This is a genomic window from Pseudomonas sp. PWP3-1b2 (genome assembly GCF_049896045.1).
Lineage (GTDB): Bacteria > Pseudomonadota > Gammaproteobacteria > Pseudomonadales > Pseudomonadaceae > Aquipseudomonas > Aquipseudomonas antarctica_B.
The window spans coordinates 1-20,548 of record NZ_JAFCTN010000002.1 but is presented as its reverse complement, the minus strand read 5'-3'; the positions used below and the strand labels follow the sequence as shown (position 1 = coordinate 20,548).

Below are 20,548 nucleotides of genomic sequence, written 5' to 3'. Positions count from 1 at the left end.
AATGAAGTGACAGCACACCACCCTCAACCCCTTGGCCGGTGGTGCATAGGTACAGGGCGTCTATGCTCAGTAGAACAGTCTGCCTGACGAGGGTGTTATGGACGATCCACTCGACAACAAGCCGCCGACCTTCTGGCAAATGCTGCACAGTGTGATGGCGGCGGCCTTTGGCGTGCAGAGCGGGAAAAATCGCGCCCGCGACTTCTCCCATGGCAAGCCCAGCCATTTTGTAGTGTTGGGTATTCTGTTCACCGCAGTGTTTGCGCTGGCCCTGTTCGGCATCGTCAAACTTGTGTTGTTGCTTGCTGGCGTTTAGCTACCGCAGCAGCAGTTGCAGGCTAAACGGATAGCGATAGGACGCAGGCTTGCCCACCGCCGACAGCGCTCGGAAATCCACCGCCGGCATCGGCCCCAACAACCGGCGGGCCTGCCTGGCGTCGATCAACTGGAACAACGCTTCCTGACGGTCACGCCCACCGTGAGCGCCGATATCCACGCCCTTGGCATCATCATTGATCAGCACCATCGCCCACCCGCCCAAGGTGAAATGCCCGGCGACCAACGTCGCCAGCCGCCCCTCAAGCCGCGCTTTCAAGATCTGCGGCGAGCTGTTGACCGCACTGAACAAAGCGTCCTTTCCCGGCACTCGCCCGCTGTCCTGCAACGCCTGCATCGCACCCAACGCCATCTCATCATTGGCCGACCACACCAGCGCCGTTTGCGGGTAGCGCTTGAACAGTTGCAGGGCCTGCTCGAAGGCGCGCGGCCGGCTCCATTCGCCGTAGACCAACTGGCGCAGGCGCACCTCGGGGTGCTCGGCCAACGCACGGCGCAAGCCTTGTTCACGCAGTTGCGCAGCCGGGGTGTTTTTGAAGCCGGAGAATGCCAGCAAGTCGAGGGATTCGCCGGGAGCCACCGGGCCATGCTGGCGGACCAGGTCGGTGAGCATCAGGTAGCCCGCCTGCTCATCATCGGGGACCAGGCTGCCCATCCATTTGGCATCATCGCGTGCATCGAGCATCTGCATTTGGTCAGGGGTCAGCGCGTTATTCACCATCAGCAACTTGACCCCGCTGCCCTCGGCCATGCGCAGGATCTGCGGCGCGACGTACTGCTCGTTCACCAGCACCAGGTAATCCGGCCGATCGGCGCCTTGCAGCGCTTCGCGGGCCTGAGCCAGGGTGTTTTGCACGTCGCGCTCCGAATAGCGCACGCGCAAATCCAGGCCGAGGTCCTTGGCGCCGGCCTGCATGAATTGCGCGTAGCTGACCCAGAAGGTTTCAGTCGACATGCCAGGGTTGAGAAACACCACCGACGTCGCGTGAGCCATTGCCCCGTACGTCGATCCCAGCAACCACATACACGTAATCAGAACCTTCAACATGTTTGTTCAAGCCTTGAACGTTGACCGCCATGATAATGGCAATGGGACAGTCAATCGAGGCTCAATACACACGCTTTACTGGTGGCCGACCCAGAACACAGCAGTGCCAACGACCAGGATTATCAGGAACAAAATGGCCCAGGCATCCACAGTGCTGTCGGGTTTACGGATTTTTGTCGAATTGCTCATCGCATCGCCTCTTGTCGGTTTTATAGGTGATTGCATTAAGACTCGACCACAGTAAAGTTCACACTTGCCCCTATGACAAATGTGGATATCAAGATAATCAGTCTCATTAGTCGATTTGGTTCTTTGCATATACTCAAACATCACTTTTGCGCATAAACGCAAACTGGTATCGTGCGCCGGCTCCGTTGGGAGTGCGCGGCCGTGCGCGCAGATTTGCCGAGAACAGGACCTATATGTACGTATACGACGAATACGATCAGCGCATCATCGAGGACCGCGTCAAGCAGTTCCGTGATCAGACCCGACGCTATCTGGAAGGCGAACTGAGCGAAGAAGAGTTCCGCCCTCTGCGCCTGCAAAATGGCCTGTATGTTCAGCGCTTTGCGCCGATGCTGCGGGTGGCCGTACCTTACGGCCAACTGACATCGCGCCAGACGCGCATGATGGCCAAGATTGCCCGCGACTTCGACAAAGGCTACGCCCACATCAGTACCCGCCAGAACGTCCAGTTCAACTGGCCGGCGCTGGAAGATGTGCCGGATATCCTGGCTGAGTTGGCGACCGTGCAGATGCACGCGATTCAGACCAGCGGTAACTGCCTGCGCAACGTGACCACCGACCAATTTGCCGGCGTTGCTGCCGACGAGTTGATCGACCCACGCCCATGGTGCGAAATCGTCCGTCAGTGGACCACCTTCCACCCGGAATTCGCCTACCTGCCGCGCAAGTTCAAGATCGCCATCAACGGCTCGACCTCGGACCGTGCAGCCATCGAAGTGCACGACATTGGCCTTGAGCCGGTGCACAACGCGGCGGGCGAGCTGGGCTTCCGTGTTCTCGTCGGCGGTGGCCTTGGCCGTACGCCGGTGGTCGGCGCGTTTATCAACGAGTTCCTGCCGTGGCAGGACCTGTTGAGCTACCTCGACGCGATCCTGCGGGTTTACAACCGCTATGGCCGTCGTGACAACAAGTACAAGGCCCGGATCAAGATCCTGGTCAAGGCGCTGACCCCTGAGGTATTTGCCCAGAAAGTCGACGCTGAAATGGAACACCTGCGCGGCGGCCAGACCACCCTGACCGAAGCCGAAGTACATCGCGTGGCGAAGCACTTCGTTGATCCCGAGTACAAGGCCCTGACAAATCAGGACGCCGAGTTAGCAGCGCTCGACCAGCAACACCCAGGCTTTGCCCGTTGGCGTTCGCGCAACACCCTGGCGCACAAACAGTCGGGTTATGTGGCGGTGACCCTGTCGCTGAAACCTACCGGTGTTGCACCGGGCGATATCACCGACAAACAGCTCGACGCCGTCGCCGACCTGGCCGACCGCTACAGCTTCGGCCAACTGCGCACCTCCCACGAACAGAACATTATTCTCGCGGACGTTGAGCAAAGCCAACTGTTCACCCTGTGGGGCGAACTGCGCGAAGGCGGTTTCGCCACGCCGAACATCGGCCTGTTGACCGATATCATCTGCTGCCCGGGCGGCGATTTCTGCTCCCTGGCCAACGCCAAGTCCATCCCGATTGCCGAGTCGATCCAGCGCCGCTTCGACGACCTGGATTACCTGTTCGACATCGGCGAGCTGGACCTGAACATCTCCGGTTGCATGAACGCCTGCGGTCACCACCACGTCGGCCATATCGGCATCCTGGGCGTGGACAAGAAAGGCGAAGAATTCTACCAAGTGTCCCTGGGTGGCAGTGCCAGCCGCGATGCGAGCCTGGGCAAGATCCTCGGCCCGTCCTTCGCCCAGGAAGCCATGCCTGAAGTGATCGGCAAACTGATCGACGTGTACGTCGAGCAGCGCACCGAAGATGAGCGTTTCATCGACACTTACCAGCGCATCGGCATCGACCTGTTCAAGGAGCGCGTCTATGCAGCGAATCATTAAGAATAACGAAGTCCTCGACGAAACCTGGCACTTGCTGCCCAAGGACGCGAGCTTCGATGGCATCTCCAACTGCGACGACCTGATCGTGCCCCTGGCCCTGTGGCGCGAACACGGCCACGCCCTGAAGGCCCGCGATGGCGGCCTGGGCGTGTGGCTGGACGCCGACGAAGAAGCCGAAGAAATCGGTGATGACGTGGAACACTTCCAGGTCATCGCCCTGAACTTCCCGGCCTTCACCGACGGCCGCAACTACTCCAACGCCCGCTTGCTGCGTGACCGCTATGGCTACAAAGGCGAGCTGCGGGCGATTGGCGACGTACTGCGCGACCAGCTGTTCTACCTGCGTCGCTGCGGGTTCGATGCCTTCGCCTTGCGCGCCGACAAAGACCCGTATGAAGCGCTGGAAAGCCTCAAGGATTTCTCGGTGACGTACCAGGCTGCCACGGATGAACCGCTGCCACTGTTCCGTCGTCGCTAAGCCTTATGCAATGCCGTTGTGGCGAGCGGGCTTGCCCCGCGTTGGGCTGCGCAGCAGCCCCAAAATCAGGCGAGAAAGAGTCACTGACTCACCGAAATTAGGGGCTGCTGCGCAGCCCAACGCGGGGCAAGCCCGCTCGCCACAGGTAGTGCGTTCACCGTTTCATTGCTTAATTGAACGACCTGACAGGCATGCCAGGGCTTTTTTATGAGTTGATGTTGATGGATGCCAGCATCTGCTTTTGCCCCATGGAGCACGGCACATCAGCCGGGTGCGCCCGCACCGCCTCAATCACGCTGAGCAATTGCGCCTTGCTGTGGGCCAACTTCGCCTGCATGCCTTCGATTTGCTGCACCTTGCGTTCCAGCGCCTCGATCAATTCGTCGCGCTTGTGCTCGCCCGGCGCCGGCATCAGCGCCTTGAGTTCCTGCAAAGTAAAGCCGGCCTGCTGCGCGCTTTGAATCAATTGCAGGGTCTGCAGCGCCTCGTCTGAGTAGCGTCGATAGCCATTGGCCTGGCGCCCCACCTGGCTGATCAACCCTTCGGCTTCATAAAACCGGATACGCGACGCCGCCAGCCCGCTCTGCTTTGCCAGCTCACCAATATTCATCGCAACGACCCACTTGACATTAAAGTTAACTTTAAGCTTAGCCTGACGCCTCCCCCGCTCAGGAGTCAACCCATGTCACCCTTTGAAGTCTTGCAACTGCCCAATGGCCAAGTACTCTCCAACCGCATCGCCAAGGCGGCGATGGAAGAGAACATGGCCGACGCACACCAGGCACCGTCCCATGAATTGAAACAGCTGTACAAGACCTGGGCAGACGGCGAACCCGGCTTGCTGCTGACCGGCAACGTGATGATCGACCGCCACGCCATGACCGGCCCGGGAGGCGTGGCCCTGGAAGACGAAACCCACCTGGACAGCTTCCGCGAATGGGCCGATGTCGCCCGTGCCAAGGGTGTGCACTTTTGGGTTCAGCTTAATCATCCGGGGCGTCAGACGCCGGGTAATTTGCAGCAGCCTGCCTTGGCGCCTTCCGCCGTTGCGCTGGACCTTGGTGGTTTCTCAAGGATGTTTGCCAAGCCCAAGGCAATGACCGAAGACGAGATTCAGGACGTGATCAAGCGCTTCGCCACCAGCGCCCGGCTCGCAGAGAAAGCCGGCTTTACCGGGGTGCAGATCCACGGGGCGCATGGGTATTTGTTGAGCCAGTTTCTTTCGCCGCTGAGCAACAGACGCACTGACCGCTGGGGTGGTTCGCTGCAAAACCGTGCGCGCTTGTTGCTGGACGTGATTCACGCCGTGCGCGCCAGCGTCAGCCCGTCATTTTGCGTGTCGGTGAAGCTCAACTCGGCCGACTTCCAGCGCGGCGGCTTCGACGCCGCCGATGCTCGCGCTGTGGTCGAGTTGCTCAACCCGCTGCCCATCGACTTGCTGGAGTTGTCCGGCGGCAGCTACGAAGCACCGGCCATGCAGGGCGAAGCGCGGGATGGTCGGACTCTGGCGCGCGAGGCGTACTTTCTGGAGTTCGCCAAGGAGTTGGCAACCATCGCCAAAATGCCATTGATGGTCACCGGAGGCATTCGCCGCCTGCCCGTCGTGCAGCAGGTGCTGGACAGTGGCATCGCCATGGCCGGTATCGCCACGGCCCTGACCCTGGAACCGCAACTGATCAAACACTGGCGCGAAGGCCGCGACCTCAACCCGCAACTCAAACCCATCAGTTGGCAGCGCAAGCCACTGGCGGCACTGGCCATCCTTGCCGTGGTGCGTTACCAGATGCGTCGCCTGAGCAATGGCCGCCTGCCTCAACCCAAGGTCGCGCCATGGCTGGCACTGCTGCGTGACCAATGGTTTATCGCCCGGCGCACCCGTCAATACCGCGCCGCCATGACTCAATCTTCACATTAAAAGGGTGAGCATTCGCCGTGATCAAACTGTCCTCTAGTGATCAGCAGTTTTTAACCTCACTGACGATTGGAGTTCTTCATGGCGAAAATCAACCTGGCCCAGCAACTGGCGACCACCCTTGAACAGGCGGGCATCAAGCGTATCTGGGGCCTGACCGGCGACAGCCTCAACGGCCTGACCGACGCCCTGCGCACCATGGACAGCATCGAGTGGATGCATGTGCGCCACGAAGAAGTCGCCGCCTTTGCCGCCGGCGCAGAAGCCGCCGCCACGGGTGAGTTGACCGTGTGCGCCGGCAGCTGCGGGCCGGGCAACCTGCACTTGATCAATGGCCTGTTCGACTGCCATCGCAACCACGTGCCGGTACTGGCGATTGCTGCGCAAATCCCCTCCTCCGAGATCGGCCTGAACTACTTTCAGGAAACCCATCCCCAGGAGCTGTTCAAGGAGTGCAGCCATTTTATCGAGCTGGTAACCAACCCCGCGCAGATGCCTCAAGTACTGCACCGTGCCATGCGCTCGGCGATCCTTAACCGTGGCGTGGCCGTGGTGGTGATTCCCGGCGACGTGTCACTGCTGGAAGTCGAAGACAAGCTCAAGCCATGGCCCGCCCTGCACGCTCCGCGCACCTTGCCAGCCGAACCAGACCTGCAACAGCTCACCGACATTTTGCAAAGCAGCGAGAAAGTTACCCTGTTGTGCGGCAGCGGCTGTGCCGGTGCCCATGACCAAGTTGTGGCCCTGGCTGACGCACTGGGCGCGCCGGTGGTGCACGCGTTGCGCGGCAAGGAGCATGTGGAATGGGACAACCCGTTTGATGTGGGCATGACCGGCCTGATCGGCTTCAGCTCGGGTTACCACGCCATGCTCGATTGCGACACGCTGATCATGCTTGGCACTGACTTCCCGTATCGCCAGTTTTACCCCACTGACGCGAAAATCATCCAGGTCGACCGCAACCCGCAGGCATTGGGGCGTCGCGCTACTCTGGATTTGGGCATTGCGGCTGATGTCGGCGAGACCATTGACGCGCTGTTGCCCCGCCTGACGCGCAAGACTGATCGCAGCTTTCTCGAAACCTCGTTGAAGCATTACGAGAAAGCCCGCCAGGGCCTGGATGATCTGGCGCAGCCGTCCAAGGCTGATCGCCCGATCCATCCGCAATACGTGGCGCGGTTGCTCAGTGAGCTGGCGGATGATGATGCGATTTTTACCGCTGACGTGGGCTCGCCAACTGTTTGGGCGGCGCGCTATTTGAAGATGAACGGCAAGCGCCGTTTGATCGGCTCGTTTAACCATGGCTCGATGGCCAACGCCATGCCCCAGGCTATCGGTGCTCAGGCGGCTTTCCCTGGGCGGCAGGTGATCTCGATGTCTGGCGATGGTGGTTTCGCCATGTTGATGGGGGATTTCATCTCGCTGGCGCAGTTGAAATTGCCGGTGAAAGTAATTGTGTTTGATAACTCGTCACTGGGGTTTGTGGCGATGGAAATGAAGGCGGCTGGGTATCTGGACACTGGCACGGAGCTGAAGAATCCGGACTTTGCGGCCATGTCTAATGCCATGGGTATTTTGGGGATTCGTGTGGAGCAGTCTGAGGACCTGGAGCCGGCCTTGCGCCGGGCGCTGGCCCATGATGGACCGGTGCTGGTGGACGTGGTGACGGCGACTCAGGAACTGGTGATGCCACCGACCATCAAGCTGGAACAGGCCAAGGGGTTTAGCCTGTATATGCTTAAGGCGGTGATGAGCGGGCGCGGGGATGAGGTGATTGAGTTGGCGCGGACTAATTGGTTGCGTTGATTGGCTTGGGGTTTTTGGGTGCATATCCGTTATTTGGGTGATGGCTGATATCGGTTCCGCTCTTACAGCGGGTCACTTTTGGAAGGACCCAAAAGTAACCAAAAAGTCCTCGCCCCACCACTCGGCACCTCGCTTAGGCTCGGTGTGCCCGCACTCCGGCTTGAATCCGTGGGCCGCCGCGATGGGCCATCCTTGGCCCAGCGCGGCTAACCCGGCGTCCTGCCGGGTTACCCACGGATTCAAGCCTGCGTGCGGCCATCGTGGTTAACGGGCGCCTCAGATCAAGATCAAAATCTAAAGCACGGCGGCCTAGTAGCCGACCTGAGTGGTTGAATCAAAAGCGCTGTTTTTGCCAAGGCAGATTGCATTCTTCCTGATGTATGAAGATCAACTGTGGGAGCGGGCTTGCTCGCGAATGCGGTGTATCAGCCACCAGATTCATCACTGACCCACCGCCTTCGCGAGCAAGCCCGCTTCCACAGTTTTGATCGAGTACAACCGCCGAGTGCGTGATCAGGACAGGAAACCGCCGTCCACATTCAGCGACACGCCGGTGGTGTAGCTGGACGCTTCACTGGCGAGGAACAGCACCGCGCCGGCCATTTCGCTTGGGTCGGCCACGCGCTTGAGCGGGATCTGCGCCAGGGCCATTTTCAGGATGGCGTCATTCTTCACCAGCGCCGAGGCGAACTTGGTGTCGGTCAGGCCTGGCAGCAGGGCGTTGCAACGAATGCCGAATGCGGCGCATTCCTTGGCGAAGACCTTGGTCATGTTGATGACGGCGGCCTTGGTCACTGAATAGATGCCCTGGAACACGCCGGGGGAAATCCCGTTGATCGAGGCCACGTTGATGATGCTGCCGCCGCCGTTGTCGCGCATCAGCTTGCCGGCTTCTACCGACATGAAGAAGTAGCCGCGAATGTTCACATCGACGGTCTTCTGGAACGCGCCGAGGTCGGTGTCCAGTACGTTGCAGAACTGTGGGTTGGTCGCGGCATTGTTGACCAGAATGTCCAGGCGGCCGAACTGTTCACGGATGCTGGCGAACACCTGGGTGATCTGCTCCATTTCACCGATATGGCAGGCCACGGCGGTTGCCTTGCCACCGGCGGCAATGATCGCATCGGCCACGTGCTGGCAGCCTTCGAGCTTGCGGCTGGACACGATGACGTGGGCGCCTTGCTGGGCCAGCAACTTGGCGATGGCTTCACCGATCCCACGGCTTGCGCCGGACACAAAGGCGATTTTGCCGTCGAGGTCAAACAGGTCTGTCTTGGACATAAGGGTTCCTTGTTGGGGGCAATCAGAGCGCGGATGTGCTGATGACCTTCAGGCTCATTTGCTCCAGCAGCGTGTTCATGTGGATGAACTGCGCAAAGCGTTTGTCCTGGGTCTGGCCATGGAAAAAGCGGTAGTAGATCTGCTGCACGATGCCGGCCAGGCGGAACAGGCCGTAGGTGTAGTAGAAGTCGAAATTGTCGATCTGGATGCCGCGGCGCTGTGCGTAGTAATCAACGAACTGGCGGCGCGTGAGCATGCCGGGCGCGTTGCTCGGCTGGCGGCGCATCAGTTGCACTGGTGCCGGGTCTGCGGCTTCGATCCAGTAGGCGAGGGTGTTGCCGAGGTCCATCAGCGGGTCGCCGAGGGTGGTCAGTTCCCAGTCCAATACACCGATGATCTGCATCGGGTTGTGGGGGTCGAGGATCACGTTGTCGAAGCGGTAGTCGTTGTGCACGATGCTGGAGGTCGGATGGTCGGCCGGCATCTTGTCATTGAGCCAGGCACGTACGGCTTCCCAGCTCGGGGCATCGGGGGTCAGGGCTTTCTCGTAACGGTCGCTCCAGCCGCGAATCTGGCGCTCCACGTAGCCTTCCGGTTTGCCCAGGTCGGCCAGGCCGCAGGCGCTGTAGTCAACCTGGTGCAGCTCGACAAACTTGTCGATAAAGCTTTTGCACAACGCTTCGGTCTGTGTGGCGTCGAGGCCGAGTTCGTCTGGCAGGTCGGAGCGCAGGATGATCCCGTTGACCCGCTCCATCACGTAAAACTCAGCGCCGATCACCGAGTCGTCGGTGCAGTGCACGTAAGCCTTGGGGCAATACGGAAAGCCGTCCTTGAGCTGATTGAGAATGCGATACTCGCGACCCATGTCATGGGCGGATTTGGCCTTGTGACCAAACGGGGGACGGCGCAGCACGAATTCCTGGCCCGGGTATTCCAGCAGATAGGTCAGGTTCGACGCGCCGCCGGGGAACTGGCTGATTTTGACCGCGCCGCTCAGGCCTGGAATATGGGCCTTGAGGTACGGATCGATCAGGTTGGCATCGAGTTCTTCGCCGGGGCGAATCTGGGTCGATTGGTCGTTCAGCGCCATGCTTATCCCTTCTGCTTATTCTAAAGGCCTTGGACTATTGGCTAATCTAATGCGCACCGCTGCCAAGCGACAAGGCCGGGGCGGCTTAATAGGTTAGCGTGTTGGACGATGATCAGTGGGCCTGATGCGCTCAAGTCTAAAGGTGCGCATCAGGTCAGGCTGGGGGTTTGCTATGCGTTGCGCGGCGGCAGCGTCACCGGTGTCAGTACCGGGCGGCCGGCGAAGTATTCGACCAGGTTGTCGGCTACGCGCTGCACGGTGTCGTGAGCCGCTTCCGGCGATAGGCCGGCCACGTGGGAGGTGAGTACGGTGTTGCCGAGTTTTTTCAGCGCGTCGGGCACTTTGGGCTCGTCATCGAACACGTCCAGCGCCGCGCCGCCGATACGCCGCTGCTCCAGAGCGGCCACCAGGTCTGCCGTAACCACCACACTGCCGCGGCCGATGTTGACCAGGTAACCGTTGGGTCCCAGCGCGTCGAGCGCGTGCCGATCAATCAGGTGGCGGGTGCTCGCGCCACCGGGCGTGGCCAGGATCAGGAAGTCCGAAGTGCGCGCCAGTTCCACGGCGGTGGCGCAATAGGTGTAGTCCACATCATCGCGGGGCTGGCGGTTGTGATAACTGACTTCCATGCCGAAGCCGAGCGACGCGCGCCTGGCGATTTCCATGCCCACAGCGCCCAGCCCGAGAATGCCCAGCTGTTTGCCGCCCAGGGAAGGGCGCATCACCTTCGGCCATTCGCTGCGCCGCACGGCGGCATCCGTCTGGGGAATGCCCCGTACCAGCGACAACAGCAACGCCATGGCGTGGTCGGCCACTGACGGCGCGTTCACCCCGGCGCCGTTGGTCACCACAATCCCGCGATTGCTGGCGGCCTGCAGGTCCACATGTTCATAGCCGGCACCAATCACGCAGATGATTTCCAGCAGCGGTAACGCTGCGATTTCCTCGGCGTACAGGCCCAGCGGGCCACGGGTCAGCACCGCCTTGATCTGCCCACCGTGGGCCTTGATCGCCTGAGCGCGCTCGGCGGGCGTCGGCGCCAGAATCACGTGAAAGTCATTGCTCTCGATGATTTGCAGGTATTCGTTGATGGTTTCAACCAGGACCAGAACAGTGGTGGACATCGGGAGGCTCTTCCTGAAGGGTTTGAGAGGAGGAGTATGCGGGATTTGTAAGACGGTACGTTTTGTTCCATCAGAAAAAACCCGCACAAGGGGCGCTAGAACTGAATATCCTGTGCTTTCACCCGCTTAACAAATGCCCCGGCCAGGGTGGTGTTGTGATGCTCGATGATCGCCTCGGCCTTGAGCGCCGCAGTGTCCATGCAGGTGTGGGCGTCTTGCGGCAGTACAACCGAGAAACCCAGCTCCACCGCCACGCGGCAGGTTGTGTCGACACAAAACTGGGTTTTCATCCCTGCAACCACCAGCTCATCGACCTTCGCTGCTGCGAGGTGTTGCGCCAGGTCTGTACCCAGGAAACAGCTCGGCCGGGTTTTATTGAACACGTGGTCGCGGGTTACGTCGACATCCAGAGCCGGCCACAGCTGCCAGAGCGGGCTGCCGGCTTCGATTGGGGAACCTGCCGGGCCGGTGTGGCGTGCGACGAAGACAGGCGCATCGGCGGTGCGAGCGCGCCTGATAAGTGCATTGATGGTGCCCAGCACACGTTCGCGTTCGAACGGTTTATCCGGGCCATCAAACAGGCCGATTTGCATATCGATGATCAGCAGGGCGGTGTTCATGGTGTTGCTCCTTGTGATTGCCAGGTGGCGGAGCAATAAAAAAGCCCCGTCCATTGCTGGCGGGGCCGTTGGTTGTTTACTGGGTGTATCTAGTTCATGCACCCACGGCAACCACGCGACCCGCCAGTGGCGGTCGTGGTGGTGCGGGTGAGGCGGCGCTGAATAAGGTTCATGGCCCGATCATGCTGGCACGGGCGCTTGGCTGTCAACGAAGGCATCTGAATTGGTTTCGGGCAAAAGCGTTTCGTGCGGCCTCAAGGAATTCATCTGACAAGCTACCGCCGCGCGCCACGGTTTAGGTGCCGTTCCTCAGCTAAGTCTTTGCTTATTCACAAGAATCCCGGACAATTCGGCCCCTTCTATGGCTGGGGCGCTGCCTGTCAGGTTTTCTGACTCGTCCCGGCCGTGTCAATGCGGAGATCCGACCGGATGAATGATCAGGCCAATAGCGTCGACGAACGCTATGAGACGACACCTGCAACCCTCGCAAGCTGGAGCCGCCAGGACACCACCTGGATGCTCGGTCTGTTCGGCACCGCCATTGGCGCCGGTACGTTGTTTTTGCCAATCAATGCGGGCCTCGGGGGCTTTTGGCCGCTGGTGATCCTGGCGCTGCTGGCGTTCCCGATGACGTTCTTCGCCCACCGTGGCCTGACCCGTTTCGTACTGTCTGGCCGCGAAGGTTCCGACATCACCGACGTGGTCGAGGAACACTTCGGCATCAAGGCCGGCGCGCTGATTACCTTGCTCTACTTCTTCGCAATCTTCCCGATCCTGCTGATCTACAGCGTGGCGCTGACCAACACGGTCGGCAGCTTTATGGAACACCAACTGCACATCATGCCGCCGCCGCGGGCGATCCTGGCGTTTGTGCTGATCCTCGGCTTGCTGGCCGTGGTGCGGTGTGGCGAGCAAGTGATCGTCAGGGCCATGAGCCTGATGGTGTATCCGTTTATCGTCGCGTTGCTGTTCCTGGCGGTGTACCTGATCCCGCACTGGACCGGTGGCATTCTCAGCACCGCGCGTGAGGTGCCGGCGCCGTCGGCGTTGCTCAGCACGCTGTGGCTGGCGATTCCGGTGATGGTGTTCTCGTTCAACCATTCGCCGATCATCTCGGCCTTTGCGGTTGACCAGAAGCGCCAGTACGGCGCGAACGCCGATGAGCGCAGCTCGCAGATTCTGTCCCGCGCGCACCTGTTGATGGTGGTGATGGTGCTGTTCTTTGTGTTCAGCTGCGTGCTGACCTTGTCGCCGGCACAGCTGGCGGAAGCGAAAGCGCAGAACCTGTCGATCCTGTCGTACCTGGCCAACCATTTCGACAACCCGACCATCGCCTTCGCCGCGCCGTTGATTGCGTTCGTGGCGATTGCCAAGTCGTTTCTGGGCCACTACATCGGCGCCAGCGAAGGCCTTAAAGGCCTGGTGCTGAAAACCGGTCGCCGCCCAGCCGCCAAGTCTCTGGACCGCATGACCGCTGCGTTCATGTTGGTGGTGTGCTGGCTGGTCGCCACGCTTAACCCAAGCATTCTCGGCATGATCGAGACCCTGGGCGGCCCGGTGATTGCGTCGATTCTGTTTCTGATGCCGATGTACGCGATCCGCAAGGTGCCAGCCATGGCCAAGTACCGTGGGCAGGCGTCTAACGTGTTTGTGACTGCTGTTGGCTTGGTGGCGATTACGGCGTTGGTGTATTCGCTGATTGCTTGAGCCTGATGCGGTCTATGTGACTGTGCAGATCTAAACTGTGGGAGCTGGCTTACCTGCTCCCACAGTTGTTTTGTGGTGTTGCTAATACTGTATTCCAGGCATAAAAAAACGCCGCGTATCGTGCGATACGCGGCGTTTTTTCACATCAACACCTTAGGCTTGAATCACCGGGATGTTGGCGCTTGCTGCGATTTTGCGGAACTCGGCGATCTGGTCGAAGTTCAGGTAGCGGTAAACGTCACTGGCCATGGTGTCCAGTTTCGCTGCGTAACCCATGTACTCTTCGACAGTCGGCAAGCGACCCAGCGTGGAAGCGACTGCCGCCAGCTCAGCCGAGGCCAGGTAGACGTTGGCGCCGTCACCCAGGCGGTTCGGGAAGTTACGGGTCGACGTCGACACAACGGTCGAATTCGGCTCTACACGTGCCTGGTTACCCATGCACAGCGAGCAGCCCGGCATTTCCATGCGCGCGCCAGCCTTGCCGTAGATGCCGTAGTAGCCTTCTTCGGTCAATTGGTGAGCGTCCATCTTGGTCGGCGGCGACAGCCACAGACGGGTTGGCAGCTGACCCTTGACCTGTTCCAGCAGTTTACCGGCAGCGCGGAAGTGACCGATGTTGGTCATGCACGAACCGATGAACACTTCGTCGATCTTCTCACCGGCAACGCTGGACAACAGACGGGCGTCGTCCGGGTCGTTGGGTGCGCAGAGGATCGGCTCGTTGATGTCGGCCAGGTCGATCTCGATGATTTCGGCGTATTCCGCGTCGGCATCGGCTTCCATCAGCTCTGGGTTGGCAACCCAGGCTTCCATCGCTTGGGCGCGACGTTCCAGGGTGCGTGGGTCGCCGTAACCTTCACCGATCATCCAGCGCAGCAGGGTGATGTTGGAGTTCAGGTATTCGGTGATCGACTCTTTCGACAGCTTGATGGTGCAACCGGCAGCCGAACGTTCAGCCGAGGCGTCGGACAGCTCGAAAGCTTGTTCCAGCGTCAGGTCGTTCAGGCCTTCGATTTCCAGGATGCGGCCGGAGAAAGCGTTCTTCTTGCCTTTCTTCTCGACTGTCAGCAAGCCCGACTGGATCGCGTAGTAAGGAATGGCATGAACCAGGTCACGCAGGGTGATGCCAGGTTTCATTTTGCCTTTGAAGCGCACCAGGATCGATTCCGGCATGTCCAGTGGCATGACGCCAGTGGCTGCGGCAAACGCGACCAGACCGGAACCGGCCGGGAACGAGATGCCCATCGGGAAACGGGTGTGGGAGTCACCACCGGTACCGACGGTGTCCGGCAGCAGCATACGGTTCAGCCAGCTGTGGATGATGCCGTCGCCTGGACGCAGCGATACACCGCCACGGGTCATGATGAAGTCAGGCAGGGTGTGGTGGGTGGTCACGTCGATCGGCTTTGGATAAGCCGCGGTATGGCAGAACGACTGCATTACCAGATCGGTCGAGAAGCCCAGGCACGCCAGGTCTTTCAGTTCATCACGGGTCATAGGACCGGTGGTGTCCTGGGAGCCCACGGTGGTCATCTTCGGTTCGCAGTAGGTGCCAGGGCGAACGCCTTTGCCTTCTGGCAGGCCGCACGCCTTGCCGACCATTTTCTGTGCCAGGGTGAAACCCTTGCCGGTATCGACTGGGGCTTCAGGCAGTTTGAACAGGTCGGTAGGGCCCAGGCCCAGCTCAGCACGTGCCTTGTCGGTCAAGCCACGACCGATGATCAGCGGAATACGGCCGCCGGCGCGCACTTCGTCCAACAGCACCGGGGTCTTCATTTCGAAGGTGGTGATGACGTCGTCGGTGCCGTGTTTGCAGACTTTGCCCGCATGTGGATACAGGTCGATCACGTCGCCCATATTCATGTCGGTCACGTCGAATTCGATCGGCAGTGCGCCGGCATCTTCCATGGTGTTGTAGAAGATTGGAGCGATCTTGCTGCCGAAGCAGAAGCCGCCAGCGCGCTTGTTCGGCACGTAAGGAACGTCGTCGCCGAAGAACCACAGCACGGAGTTGGTTGCCGATTTACGCGACGAACCGGTACCGACCACGTCACCGACGTAGGCGATCGGGAAACCCTGGCCGCGCATCTCTTCGATCTGCTTCATCGGGCCGGTTTTGCCTTGCTCGTCCGGCACAATGCCTTCACGCGCCATTTTCAGCATGGCCAGGGCGTGCAGCGGGATGTCAGGGCGGGACCAGGCGTCCGGGGCAGGGGACAGGTCGTCAGTGTTGGTTTCGCCGGTGACCTTGAACACGCGCAGGCTGATTTTGTCAGCCAGGACAGGGCGGTTGCGGAACCACTCGCCGTCAGCCCAGGACTGGATCACGCCTTTGGCGTGCTCGTTGCCGTTGCGGGCTTTCTCGGCCACGTCGTGGAACGCATCGAACATCAGCAGGGTGTGCTTGAGTTGGGCGGCAGCAACCGGCGCCAGCGTGGCGTCGTCCAGCAGCTCGACCAGGGTCACGATGTTGTAGCCGCCTTGCATGGTGCCAAGCAGTTCAACAGCGCGCTTCTTGTCGATCAGGGGGGAAGTGGCTTCGCCCTTGGCCAGGGCAGACAGGAAACCGGCCTTGACGTAGGCAGCTTCGTCAACGCCTGGTGGAATGCGGTTGGTGATCAGGTCAACGAGGAATTCTTCTTCGCCAGCCGGGGGATTTTTCAGCAGCTCGACCAGGCCTGCGGTTTGTTCGGCGTTAAGCGGCTGGGGAACGATACCCAGTGCTGCGCGCTCTTCGATATGTTTGCGGTAGGCTTCAAGCACAGTTATTACCCTCATCAGTGGTCCCACGGGACGCTCATCCAGAAATGATCGGCACGCGTGCGCTCGGGGGCTTTTTGGGCCGCAAAGCCAGCGCTGCCGGCATTTCTCACAGAAGCTGCTTTCAAAGTTTTACGCCTGCAGAGCGGAGCTGATGAGGGTTGGCGCTGGCTACTTACAGGGTAAATAACCGTCGCCAACACCGCTCTGAAGGAACGACTGTGCTCGTGACGCTTTGAAAACAGCTTCCAATGGATTATTGGCGCCTTACAAGGCCGGATGATTCTACGGCAAAAAAAATCTAAAGGTAAGTTGCCAAGCCAAGTTTGCAGGGTGATGAAGGTTAGACAAAGGGCTAACATGGCGCACTGTTTCGCCACATTGCGTGTTGTCGCCCATGTCCAACCACACCATCAAGACCCCCTGCGTCGGCCTGTGCTCCACGGTTTACGGCGATCTCGTGTGCCGCGGCTGCAAGCGCTTCCACCACGAAGTGATCCAGTGGAACGGCTATAACGAAGAAGAAAAGCGCGCGGTCTGGCTGCGGCTTGAGCAGCTGTTGGTGCAGGTAATGGCGGGAAAAGTGGAAGTGTTCGACCCCAGGACCCTGCGCGGCCAACTGGAGCAACGCAAGATTCGCTTTGTGCCGCACCAGTCCGAGTACTGCTGGGCCTACCAGTTGATCGCCCGGGGCGCGCGGGTGATTTCCAACCTGGAGGCGTATGGCATGGTGTTATTGCCGGAGTTTCGCGGTTGGGCGTTGCCGGAGTTGCGGGATGCGATTGATCGGGAGTTTTTTATTCTGTCCGAGGCGCATTACCAGCGCTACATCGCACCGGGGTTCTTGCGCGATGCACTTGCTCCCTGACTGCACCGGTCAATGTGGGAGCTGGCTTGCCTGCGATGGCGGCCTGTCAGTCGATACAGTGTTTGCTGGTCCACCGCTATCGCAGGCAAGCCAGCTCCCACCTTTTGATCTTCATTGTTTGAAAGGTCTGCATCAGGCCTTGGTCGCCAGCTCTTCCAGGTGATCCATCAGCTCCTGCGGCTTGAGCACCAGCACATCACCTTCGACCTCATCCAGCACCACTTCAGCCGTATTGCCAATCAACGCCCCTGAAATCCCGGTGCGCGCCACTGTGCCGATAACTGTCACGGCCGCCTCCCATTTATGTGCGGCAAACGGAATCAATACATCCGCCGGGCCTTCTTCGATATGCAGGTGTGCGTCATCCACATCGAATTCAGCCTGGAACGTCTTGCACTGCTCGCGATAGCGCCCTTCAATGGTTTCCTTGAGTTGAAAGGTCGGGTCTGCTACCGACAGCATGGGCGACGGGTGCGCGCTGATCACGTGCAACTGTGCCTTGGCCAGGCGCGCGATGTCGAAGCCGTGATCCACGATGGTGTTGTGCAATGCCTGGTGTTCGTGGTCGGTATTGCCCACGTCAATGGCCGCCAGTACCACCTTGCCGGCCCAGGGTGTCGCGGTTTTCACCAGCAGCACCGGGGTAGGGCAATAGCGCAGCAGTTTCCAGTCCGCCGGCGTCAGCAGGGCTTTTTTCAGGGGGCTGTCGGGGAAGTGCTGTTTGACGACAAGGCCGCAGCCTTCGGCCTGCTGCACGTCGATGATGGTTTCATGCAGGCTGTCATTCCACGCCTGCTCGGTGGTCACGCTGTAGCCGTCTTCCTGCAAACCGGATTTAAGCAGGCTCAGCAATGCCGAGTGTTCATGCTTTTTATCGCACACCAGCAAATGCAGGTGCGCACCGGTGACCCCGGCGATCAGCTTGGCGCGCTTTAAGGCCAGGCTTTGCGCATGCTCGGGCTCAATGACCACCAAAATGCTGCGAATGGCTTGCATGCTCGGGTTCTCCAGATAAAGACGGGGCGTGGAACAACTATAGTTGCTGGCGAGCGTACGTCATGTTGATACACATCAAGGCCGGTGGCTGGTGGTCTGCGGCGCGGTCGGTATAATCGGCGCCCTTTTGTGATGCTTTTGCCCGTGAGCCCGATGAACCTGCCCGAAATCCACGAATTCCTCGGTTGCCGCACCCCTGACGCCTGGGTTCAGGCCGCGTTGGCCGATCAGGACACCCTGCTGATCGACCACAAGAACTGCGAATTCAAAGCCGCCAGCACCGCCATGAGCCTGATGGCCAAGTACCACGGCCATGTCGACCTGATCAGCATGATGTCGCGTCTGGCCCGTGAGGAATTGGTGCACCACGAACAGGTCATGCGCCTGATGAAAAAGCGCAAGGTCGAACTGCGCCAATTGCATGCCGGGCGTTATGCCTCGGGTTTGCGCAAGGTGGTGCGCACCCATGAACCGGTCAAACTGGTGGACACGCTGGTGGTCGGCGCCTTTATCGAAGCGCGCAGTTGCGAGCGTTTCGAGGCGCTGGTGCCGCATCTGGACGAAGAACTCGGCAAGTTCTACTTCGGGTTGCTCAAGAGTGAAGCGCGGCACTTCCAGGGGTATTTGAAGCTGGCGTACCAATACGGCGACGCCAAGGACATCGCCCAGGTCATCGAGCGGGTGAGGACGGCTGAGAGGGAACTGATCGAATCACCCGATATCGAGTTCCGCTTTCACAGTGGCGTGCCAGCCTGAGGCGACGGCTATGCCGATCAGCGCGGTGATCCCGGTTAACAGCAGGATCACCGTTTGCGTGCCCAAGGGCGCCGCCAACACGGAAATCAGCAGCCCCGCCAACGGTTGGGACAGGTTGTTGAGCAGTGTGATCACGCCCACGGTCTTGCCAAAGTCCTGCACCGGAATCACCCGTTGACGGGTGCTGCGCAGGTAGACATTGAACATCTTGTCGAAACCGGTGATCAGCAGGAAACCAAGGGTGTAAGCCCACAGGTTAGGGCTGATCGCGGTGATCAACGCGCCTGCGCCGATCATCACGTACGACAGCCCGCCCAGTAGTTTCAGCGGCAACGCGGCCCGTGCCAGGTAAAACAGAATCGCGATGGTCACCGCCGCGCCCGCCGCTTGCAGCACGGCATAGGTGTCCTTGCCCGCCGCGAAGTGGCCCGTCACCAGCGCGGCAGAGGTGGCCAGCGTCACGCCGATGATCAGGTTTACCCCAACCGCCAGCGTAATGATCCGCTTCAATTCCACCAGCGTGCGGATATGCCCGAATGCGATGCGCAGCGGTTGCCACCAAATGTCGCGATGTTGCTCAAAGCTTTCCAGCTCCACAGCGCCCGTGCGCTGCCAAACCCGCATTGCCACGTCTGCCAGCACAAACAGCCCGGCCACGCCCAGCACCACTAAGTGCCAGGCCCATACCTCCAGCATCAATGCGGCCACCAATGGCCCGAGCACCAGCCCGCTCTGGTCGGCGATTTGTGAATAGGACAGGGTTTTGGCGTAGGTGTACTGCTTGAAAATATGCGGCAGTAACACCTCCCGCGCCATGATGCCCTGAGTGGTCAACACCCCGCACAGCGCCGACAGCGCGACGATCCAGTAAATACCGTCGAACAGCCCATACAGTGCCACTGCCACTACGCAGGCCAGCGCCCGATACACTTGGCTGATATGCAGGATGCGCACCGGCGAGAACTTGTCGCACAAGGCGCCGCACACCGGAAAGGCCAGGTAGCGCGGCAGCGACTCGACAAAAAATGCCAGCCCCGCCCACGAGACGCTCTGGGTGGTTTGAAACACGATTAACGGCACGATAAACAACAGAATCTGATCGGCCAGCCGTGACAGGAACAGCGAAACAAAGAACGCCAGGTAATCCTTACGCATACAGCTCCCTGTGAATGGCGTTAAAGAGTGCGGGGTATTTGTTAAAAACGCTTAAAAGCATGAAGCCTCGTCGTCCCGTAATCGCCAGGCGCTTCTGCCGCGCAGCTTGCCACCTATAATGCCCGCACTTCAATCCGCGCATCCACACTGAGAATTTATCAGCGTGAGCTGAATCAGCTTAAGCAGCAGGCCGACCCGTGTCAGAGTGCGGGCAGGTGGAGGTGCTGGATTCGGAGTGGGGCGGGGCGTTGTTTCGGATGAGGTGGGGGGATGCTGAGTAGTGTGGGCTGGGTTGTCTGCGGTGGCGTTTTGTCGGGGTACATACGTGGTTAACGGGCGCCTCGGATCAAGATCAAAATCTACAGCACGGCGGCCTGGTAGCCGACCTGCGGGGTTGAATCAAAGGCGCTGTTTTTTCTGGAGCAGATTGCGTTCTCCCAGACAAAATGGAGATCCACCTGTGGGAGCGGGCTTGCTCGCGAATGCGGTGTATCAGCCACCAAATCCATCACTGACCCACCGCCTTCGCG

Annotated in this window: 17 protein-coding genes; 8 read left to right on the top strand and 9 right to left on the bottom strand. The window is 59.9% G+C overall.

The genetic code is table 11. The features are described from left to right. Positions 1–97 precede the first annotated feature (97 nt). Positions 98–316, top strand: a complete 219-nt coding sequence (locus ACP7A2_RS01285) for a DUF2970 domain-containing protein (protein WP_348058554.1) — start codon at positions 98–100, stop codon at positions 314–316. Here the strand turns inward: ACP7A2_RS01285 and ACP7A2_RS01280 are convergent, their stop codons facing one another. After that, on the bottom strand, positions 317–1,384 hold the full coding sequence (locus ACP7A2_RS01280) for an ABC transporter substrate-binding protein (protein WP_426132766.1): 1,068 nt from the start codon (positions 1,382–1,384) through the stop codon (positions 317–319). It abuts the gene before it with no gap. A 422-nt stretch (positions 1,385–1,806) separates the two neighbouring features. Between ACP7A2_RS01280 and ACP7A2_RS01275 the strand changes: the two genes are divergently transcribed. Further along, a complete protein-coding gene (locus tag ACP7A2_RS01275) occupies positions 1,807–3,465 on the top strand; it encodes a nitrite/sulfite reductase (protein ID WP_426132765.1) in 1,659 nt (552 codons plus the stop codon). Continuing rightward, positions 3,449–3,943, top strand: coding sequence for a DUF934 domain-containing protein (locus ACP7A2_RS01270; RefSeq protein WP_048727764.1), 495 nt, complete (start codon positions 3,449–3,451; stop codon positions 3,941–3,943). Before ACP7A2_RS01275 ends, ACP7A2_RS01270 begins: the two co-directional genes overlap by 17 nt. A 205-nt stretch (positions 3,944–4,148) precedes the next feature. On the opposite strand, the gene ACP7A2_RS01265 is transcribed toward ACP7A2_RS01270, so the two are convergent. Further along, positions 4,149–4,553, bottom strand: coding sequence for a MerR family transcriptional regulator (locus ACP7A2_RS01265; RefSeq protein WP_426132764.1), 405 nt, complete (start codon positions 4,551–4,553; stop codon positions 4,149–4,151). A 72-nt stretch (positions 4,554–4,625) separates the two neighbouring features. On the opposite strand from ACP7A2_RS01265, the gene ACP7A2_RS01260 reads away from it, so the two are divergent. Together ACP7A2_RS01260 and poxB are read left to right on the top strand one after the other, a co-directional pair. Next, positions 4,626–5,858: an NADH:flavin oxidoreductase/NADH oxidase family protein gene (locus ACP7A2_RS01260; RefSeq protein ID WP_426132763.1), complete on the top strand. Its 1,233-nt coding sequence runs from the start codon at positions 4,626–4,628 to the stop codon at positions 5,856–5,858. 78 nt (positions 5,859–5,936) lie between these two features. Further along, on the top strand, positions 5,937–7,661 hold the full coding sequence (gene poxB / locus ACP7A2_RS01255) for a ubiquinone-dependent pyruvate dehydrogenase (RefSeq protein ID WP_375069932.1): 1,725 nt from the start codon (positions 5,937–5,939) through the stop codon (positions 7,659–7,661). Positions 7,662–8,174: 513 nt separating this feature from the next. Here the strand turns inward: poxB and ACP7A2_RS01250 are convergent. The 4 genes from ACP7A2_RS01250 to ACP7A2_RS01235 form a co-directional block, all read right to left on the bottom strand. Further along, positions 8,175–8,942: an SDR family oxidoreductase gene (locus ACP7A2_RS01250; protein WP_426132762.1), complete on the bottom strand. Its 768-nt coding sequence runs from the start codon at positions 8,940–8,942 to the stop codon at positions 8,175–8,177. 22 nt (positions 8,943–8,964) lie between these two features. After that, on the bottom strand, positions 8,965–10,032 hold the full coding sequence (locus ACP7A2_RS01245) for a phosphotransferase family protein (protein WP_426132761.1): 1,068 nt from the start codon (positions 10,030–10,032) through the stop codon (positions 8,965–8,967). Between the two features lie 170 nt (positions 10,033–10,202). Then, positions 10,203–11,156, bottom strand: a complete 954-nt coding sequence (locus tag ACP7A2_RS01240) for a 2-hydroxyacid dehydrogenase (protein ID WP_426132760.1) — start codon at positions 11,154–11,156, stop codon at positions 10,203–10,205. 95 nt (positions 11,157–11,251) lie between these two features. Then, positions 11,252–11,776, bottom strand: coding sequence for a cysteine hydrolase family protein (locus tag ACP7A2_RS01235; protein ID WP_426132759.1), 525 nt, complete (start codon positions 11,774–11,776; stop codon positions 11,252–11,254). 429 nt (positions 11,777–12,205) lie between these two features. On the opposite strand from ACP7A2_RS01235, the gene ACP7A2_RS01230 reads away from it, so the two are divergent. Beyond that, complete coding sequence (locus ACP7A2_RS01230) at positions 12,206–13,483, top strand: serine/threonine transporter (RefSeq protein WP_426132758.1); 1,278 nt, start codon at positions 12,206–12,208, stop codon at positions 13,481–13,483. A gap of 153 nt (positions 13,484–13,636) precedes the next feature. Here the strand turns inward: ACP7A2_RS01230 and acnB are convergent, their stop codons facing one another. Next, entirely contained in the window at positions 13,637–16,246 is a 2,610-nt protein-coding gene (gene acnB, locus ACP7A2_RS01225) for a bifunctional aconitate hydratase 2/2-methylisocitrate dehydratase (RefSeq protein WP_426132938.1), read from the bottom strand. A 394-nt stretch (positions 16,247–16,640) separates the two neighbouring features. On the opposite strand from acnB, the gene ACP7A2_RS01220 reads away from it, so the two are divergent. Further along, positions 16,641–17,111, top strand: a complete 471-nt coding sequence (locus tag ACP7A2_RS01220) for a DUF1289 domain-containing protein (RefSeq protein WP_426132757.1) — start codon at positions 16,641–16,643, stop codon at positions 17,109–17,111. Between the two features lie 132 nt (positions 17,112–17,243). Here the strand turns inward: ACP7A2_RS01220 and ACP7A2_RS01215 are convergent, their stop codons facing one another. Continuing rightward, entirely contained in the window at positions 17,244–18,107 is an 864-nt protein-coding gene (locus tag ACP7A2_RS01215; protein ID WP_426132756.1) for a universal stress protein, read from the bottom strand. Between the two features lie 153 nt (positions 18,108–18,260). Here ACP7A2_RS01215 and ACP7A2_RS01210 point away from each other — a divergent pair, with 153 nt between their 5' ends. Further along, entirely contained in the window at positions 18,261–18,863 is a 603-nt protein-coding gene (locus ACP7A2_RS01210) for a tRNA-(ms[2]io[6]A)-hydroxylase (RefSeq protein WP_426132755.1), read from the top strand. Here the strand turns inward: ACP7A2_RS01210 and ACP7A2_RS01205 are convergent. Further along, positions 18,819–20,018, bottom strand: coding sequence for an MFS transporter (locus tag ACP7A2_RS01205; RefSeq protein WP_426132754.1), 1,200 nt, complete (start codon positions 20,016–20,018; stop codon positions 18,819–18,821). The genes ACP7A2_RS01210 and ACP7A2_RS01205 overlap by 45 nt on opposite strands. Between the last annotated feature and the right edge of the window lie 530 nt (positions 20,019–20,548).